The 5,282-nt window shown below is 60.6% G+C and carries 5 protein-coding genes and 1 pseudogene; all 6 read left to right on the forward strand.

Annotated features, from left to right (window positions below):
* Positions 1 to 149, forward strand: a pseudogene (locus L972_RS12515) (RNA pseudouridine synthase); the annotation flags it as partial.
* Between the two features lie 26 nt (positions 150 to 175).
* Entirely contained in the window at positions 176 to 844 is a 669-nt protein-coding gene (locus tag L972_RS12520) for an HAD family hydrolase (protein WP_047438608.1), read from the forward strand.
* Between the two features lie 224 nt (positions 845 to 1,068).
* The gene (gene hppD / locus L972_RS12525; RefSeq protein ID WP_047438602.1) at positions 1,069 to 2,205 is read left to right on the forward strand and encodes a 4-hydroxyphenylpyruvate dioxygenase; all 1,137 of its coding nucleotides are present in this window, start codon (positions 1,069 to 1,071) and stop codon (positions 2,203 to 2,205) included.
* Positions 2,198 to 3,349 carry a homogentisate 1,2-dioxygenase gene (locus tag L972_RS12530; protein ID WP_047438604.1) on the forward strand — a complete coding sequence of 384 codons (1,152 nt, stop codon included), beginning with the start codon at positions 2,198 to 2,200 and terminating at the stop codon, positions 3,347 to 3,349. The genes hppD and L972_RS12530 overlap by 8 nt, the downstream gene beginning before the upstream one ends.
* Positions 3,350 to 3,359: 10 nt before the next feature.
* A complete protein-coding gene (locus L972_RS12535; protein ID WP_047438606.1) occupies positions 3,360 to 4,355 on the forward strand; it encodes a fumarylacetoacetate hydrolase family protein in 996 nt (331 codons plus the stop codon).
* 139 nt (positions 4,356 to 4,494) lie between these two features.
* Positions 4,495 to 5,130 (forward strand): maleylacetoacetate isomerase, encoded by a 636-nt coding sequence (maiA, locus tag L972_RS12540; protein WP_005361400.1) that lies wholly within the window; start codon positions 4,495 to 4,497, stop codon positions 5,128 to 5,130.
* Positions 5,131 to 5,282 lie beyond the last annotated feature (152 nt).

Here is a 5,282-nt window from a genome sequence, read left to right on the forward strand (position 1 = left end):
GTACGCCAGCCGATCGCGGCTATCTGCACGCCTGGCGACTGAGTTTTAAACTGGCGGGCGAGCCGTTCGATTTTGTCTGCCCGCCCGATGTGGGGAGTGAATTTGTCACTCCCGAACTCACGGCAGCCATCGCAGCCCTTGCGCCCTGATGCTAATGCGCCCAGCACCTGACACCATGCTCCATTCAGCGAAAGAGCGTGATCCTGACGGACGTGCGCCGCGCTGGATCCTGGCCGACTTTGACGACACATTGGCTCCAGGCGACAGCCACGCCGGTCTGCTGCGCTATATCCTGCGCCGCCGGATCTGGCCGCTGCTGCTGTTGCCAGTGATTGCACTGGGTGGCTTGGTCTATCTTCTTCCCAGCCAGCGGCGGCGCGGTATCTCCCTTATCTGGTGGGCCATCTCGTTGGGACTTTCTCCTTTGGGCTGGCGCAAGCTGGTGCGCGCCTATTGCCGCACCAGGCCGGGGCTGTATCGTCAGGCTCGCGAGCTGCTGCAACGCGAGGGGGCACGCAGCTGGGTGATCTCCGCCAGTCCCTGCGCGCTGGTGCGAGCCCAGCTTCATCAACAACTGCCCAGCCAGTTGCCTCACCGGATCATTGGCTCACAGATGCACTACCGTTTTGGCGGCCTGATGCCGCGCTTCTATTGCCACGGCCAGCACAAGCTGTTGCCGGAGATCTGTGCCCTCGATGCCGAGCTGGCCTTGAGCGACAGCCTGCACGATCTGCCGCTGCTGGGGTTGGGGAAAGAGGCGTGGCTGATCAATCCGACGCCTGTGCGACTGCAAAAGGCCCGGGCCTGCTTGCCCCATCTGATGGTCAGAAACTGGCAACTGTAAGCCAAAGCTGACAGCCATACTGGTCGTCACCGTTTGATCCGCAGGGCTGCCGCTTGAATGTCACAATCTATTTACATCTTTTGCTGCCAGCTGCGAAAAACTATCTGCAACCCGCCTCTTCTCTTCCTGCTACGCCCTGCTTCTAATGAAACAAGTTGTTAACACTTGCCGCGCCGTGGGGTGCCGCAATCCGTTTTAACCGAATCAAGAGCAAGGAGCGCCCGATGAATGCCACCTCTTCCGCCACCCACACCATCAATCCGTTAGGCACAGACGGTTTCGAGTTTGTCGAGTACACAGCCCCCGATGCCAAGGGGATTGCCGCCCTCAAGAGCCTGTTCGTTTCGCTCGGGTTTGCCGAGGTCGCCAAGCACAAACACAAGCAGTGCTGGCTCTACCGGCAGGGGGATATCAACTTCGTGGTCAATGCCGAGCCTCACTCCCAAGCGGAGCAGTTTGCCAGCCTGCACGGGCCGAGCGTTTGCGGCATGGCATTTCGGGTGAGCGATGCGGGCAAAGCCCAGCAGTACGCCATCGCCAAGGGGGCCAAGCCCTTTGTCGGCAAGATTGGCCCGATGGAGCTCAATATTCCCGCCATCTACGGTATCGGCGAGAGTACGCTCTCCTTTGTCGACCGTTATGGCGACAAGGGCTCCATCTATGACGTGGATTTTGTCTTCTACCCCGACTGGCAGTCCCGGATGGCAGAGGTAGATGCCGGTCTTATGGAGATCGATCACCTGACCCATAACGTGCATCGCGGCAATATGGATGTCTGGTCCAATTTCTACGAGCGGATCGGCAACTTCCGTGAAATTCGCTACTTCGATATCGAGGGCAAGCTGACCGGGCTGCATTCACGCGCCATGACCGCTCCCTGCGGCAAGATCCGCATCCCCATCAACGAGTCGGCGGATGACAAGTCCCAGATCGAGGAGTACCTGCGTCAGTACAAGGGGGAGGGGATCCAGCATATCGCCATGGCCTCCAGCGATATCTACCACACCATCCGCACCCTGCGCAGCCGCGGTACCGGCTTTATGCCGACCCCGGATACCTACTACGAGAAGGTGAACAGTCGGGTCGAGGGGCATCAGGAGGATCTGGCGGCCCTCAAAGAGCTGCGCATCCTCATCGACGGCTCCCCCACCAAGGATGGCATCCTGCTGCAGATCTTCACCGATACCGTGATTGGCCCGGTCTTCTTCGAGATCATCCAGCGCAAGGGTAACGAAGGGTTTGGCGAGGGCAATTTCAAGGCGCTGTTTGAATCGATCGAGCTGGACCAGATCCGCCGCGGCGTGCTGGATGGCGGCGAGGATGAGAAGGGTGCCTGCAAAGAGGGAGCGAGCGATGCGTAACTGGATTAACTTCCCCCATCGGGAGGGGACCCACTCCCGGCAGGCCCATGCCGACCTGCCGGAACAGGCCATCTATGAGCGCGAACTGGGGCGCAGCGGCTTTTTCGGCCCCGCCACCCACATGCACCACAAGCATGCCCCCACCGATTGGAGCAGTTGGGAGGGGCCGCTGCGGCCACGGCTTTTTGACCTCAATGCCCTACAGGAGGAGGTGAGTTCCCTCTCCCCCTGGGTGGCCCCCGATATTCTCAGCAACCCCCACTGCCGCTATCGCATCTGGCGGCTCTCCGAGGCTATGCCGTTTCTGGTGCGCAATGCCGATGGCGACGAGCTGCTCTTTATCCACGAGGGGGGCGGCGAGTTCTTCTGCGACTACGGGCACCTGACTCTTCGCGATGGTGACTACGTGGTGATCCCCCGTGGCACCATGTGGCGTATCGAGCCGACAGCGCCCCTGTTCATCCTGATGATCGAGGCGACCAACGACAGCTATCAGCTGCCGGACAAGGGGCTGGTGGGCAATCACGCCATCTTCGACCCGGCGGCGCTGGATGTGCCCGCCATCAACGAGCGCTTTTTGGCCCAGCAGGATGAGAATCCCTGGTCGCTGCAGGTGAAGCGCCACGACGAGATTAGCGTCATCACCTGGCCCTTCAACCCGCTGGATGCACAAGGGTGGCACGGGGATTTGTGCGTGGTGCGCCTCAACTGGCGGGATATCCGCCCGCTGATGAGCCACCGCTACCATCTGCCGCCGTCGGCTCATTCGACCTTTGTGGCAAGCCGCTTTGTCATCTGCACCTTCGTGCCGCGCCCCATCGAAAGCGATCCCGGCGCCCTCAAGGTGCCCTTTTATCACAGCAATGACGATTACGATGAAGTGCTCTTCTACCACGCCGGGGACTTCTTCAGCCGGGACAATATCGAGCGGGGCATGGTCACCTTCCACCCTGCCGGATTCACCCACGGCCCCCATCCCAAGGCGTTTGCGGCGGGGCAGGCCTATGCCAAGAAGTTCACCGACGAGGTAGCGGTCATGCTCGACACCCGCGATGCGCTGAACGTCGGCAGTCTGTGCGAAGGGATCGAGAACACCCGGTATGTCTCCAGCTGGCAGCGCCCGGACGCTGCTGCCGGCAAATAAGGAATCGCTTATGAAATTGGCAACATTGAACAATGGTAAGCGCGATGGCGCTTTGGTGGTGGTGAGCCGGGATCTGGCCCGGGCGGTGCGGGTGAGCGAGATTGCTTCCACCCTGCAGGCCGCCCTCGATGAGTGGGCCGAGGTTGCTCCCAGGCTCGAGGCTGTCTATCAGCAGCTTAACGAGGGCCGTGTGACCGAGGCGTTCCCCTTTGACGAAGCGTCTTGCCTCTCTCCCTTGCCGCGCGCTTATCAGTGGGCCGATGGCAGCGCCTACGTCAACCATGTGGAGCTGGTGCGCAAGGCACGCGGTGCCGAGATGCCGGAGAGCTTCTGGCACGATCCGCTGATGTATCAGGGGGGCTCCGACAGCTTCCTCGCCCCCCGTGGGCCGATTGTGATGGGCTCCGAGGAGTGGGGGATCGATTTCGAGTCGGAGGTGGCCATCATCACCGACGACGTGCCGATGGGGGTGAGCCCGCAGGGGGCCGCCAGTCACGTCAAGCTGCTGATGCTGGTCAACGACGTGAGCCTGCGCAACCTGATCCCGGGGGAGCTGGCCAAGGGCTTTGGCTTCTTCCAGTCCAAACCATCCAGCGCCTTCTCGCCGGTGGCCATCACCCCGGATGAGCTGGGCGATGACTGGCGTGATGGCAAAGTCCATCTGCCGCTTCTGACTCACCTCAACGGTGCGCTGTTCGGTGCGCCCGAAGCCGGGGTGGACATGACCTTCAACTTCTTCGAGCTGATTGCCCATGCGGCCAAGACCCGTCCCCTTGGTGCGGGCTGCATCATCGGCTCCGGCACCGTCTCCAACTACGATCGCAGCGCCGGTTCATCCTGCATCGCCGAGCGCCGCATGCTGGAAATTCTTGATTGTGATCAAGCTATAACCCCCTATTTGCAGTTTGGTGATAGAGTGTCGATCGCGATGGAGGATCGCTCTGGCCAAAACCTGTTTGGCACCATCTCTCAACAGGTGGTGCCAGCGAGCGGTCAGGGAGGTTGATGGCCAGCGCCGGTTGGCGGCAAGGATATTCGGGATATGTCCGGATCACGACGAGCCCTCAACCGGTGCCGGATATACAAGGAGGCAGGTGGCGAGCACCTGCCGGGCTTCGGGCCCAGATAAGATGCAGGGACAGATTATGTTGCAGTTGTTTGGCTATTGGCGTTCGTCGGCAAGTTTTCGGGTGCGGATCGTGTTGCAGCTCAAGGGGCTCGCCTATGAGCAGCACCCCATCAATTTGCGGCAAGGCGAGCAGAGCGAGAAGGCCTATCGCCGGATCAATCCGCAAGGGCTGGTGCCGTTTCTGGTGGATGGCGATGTGCAGATCGGTCAGTCGGTCGCCATCATGGAGTACCTCGACGAGACCTATCCCGCCTACTCACTGATGCCCTCTTCCCCCGACGCGCGGGCCCGAGTGCGCCAGATCGTCAACATGATCGCCTGCGATATCCACCCGCTCAACAATCTGCGGGTACTCAACTATCTGGAAGAGCACTTCAGGGCCAACAACGAGCAGGAGGCTCGCTGGTATCGTCACTGGATTGACGAGACCTTCACCGCCCTCGAACAGCTGTTGATGACCACCGCCGGTGTCTACTGCGTCGGCAATGAAGTGACCCTGGCCGACTGCATGCTGGTGCCACAGGTCTACAACGCCCGCCGCTACGACATGACCCTGGACGATTACCCCACTATCCGCCGCATCGTCGCCAACTGCGAACAGTTGCAAGCCTTTATCAAGGCCGCCCCCGCCAACCAGCCGGATGCGCAGTGACCTACTGAATTGAATCGCGGGATGGCATCAACACGCCATCCCGCGCGTTATATTCCCGTCATCTCAGTCTGGACCTGTGATATCACCTATATCGCCACCGACGAAGGTTGGCTTTATCTGGCTGGTCTCAAGGATGTGTTTACCTGTGAGAT

Source organism: Aeromonas sp. ZOR0001, from assembly GCF_000801015.1.
Taxonomy (GTDB): domain Bacteria; phylum Pseudomonadota; class Gammaproteobacteria; order Enterobacterales; family Aeromonadaceae; genus Aeromonas; species Aeromonas veronii.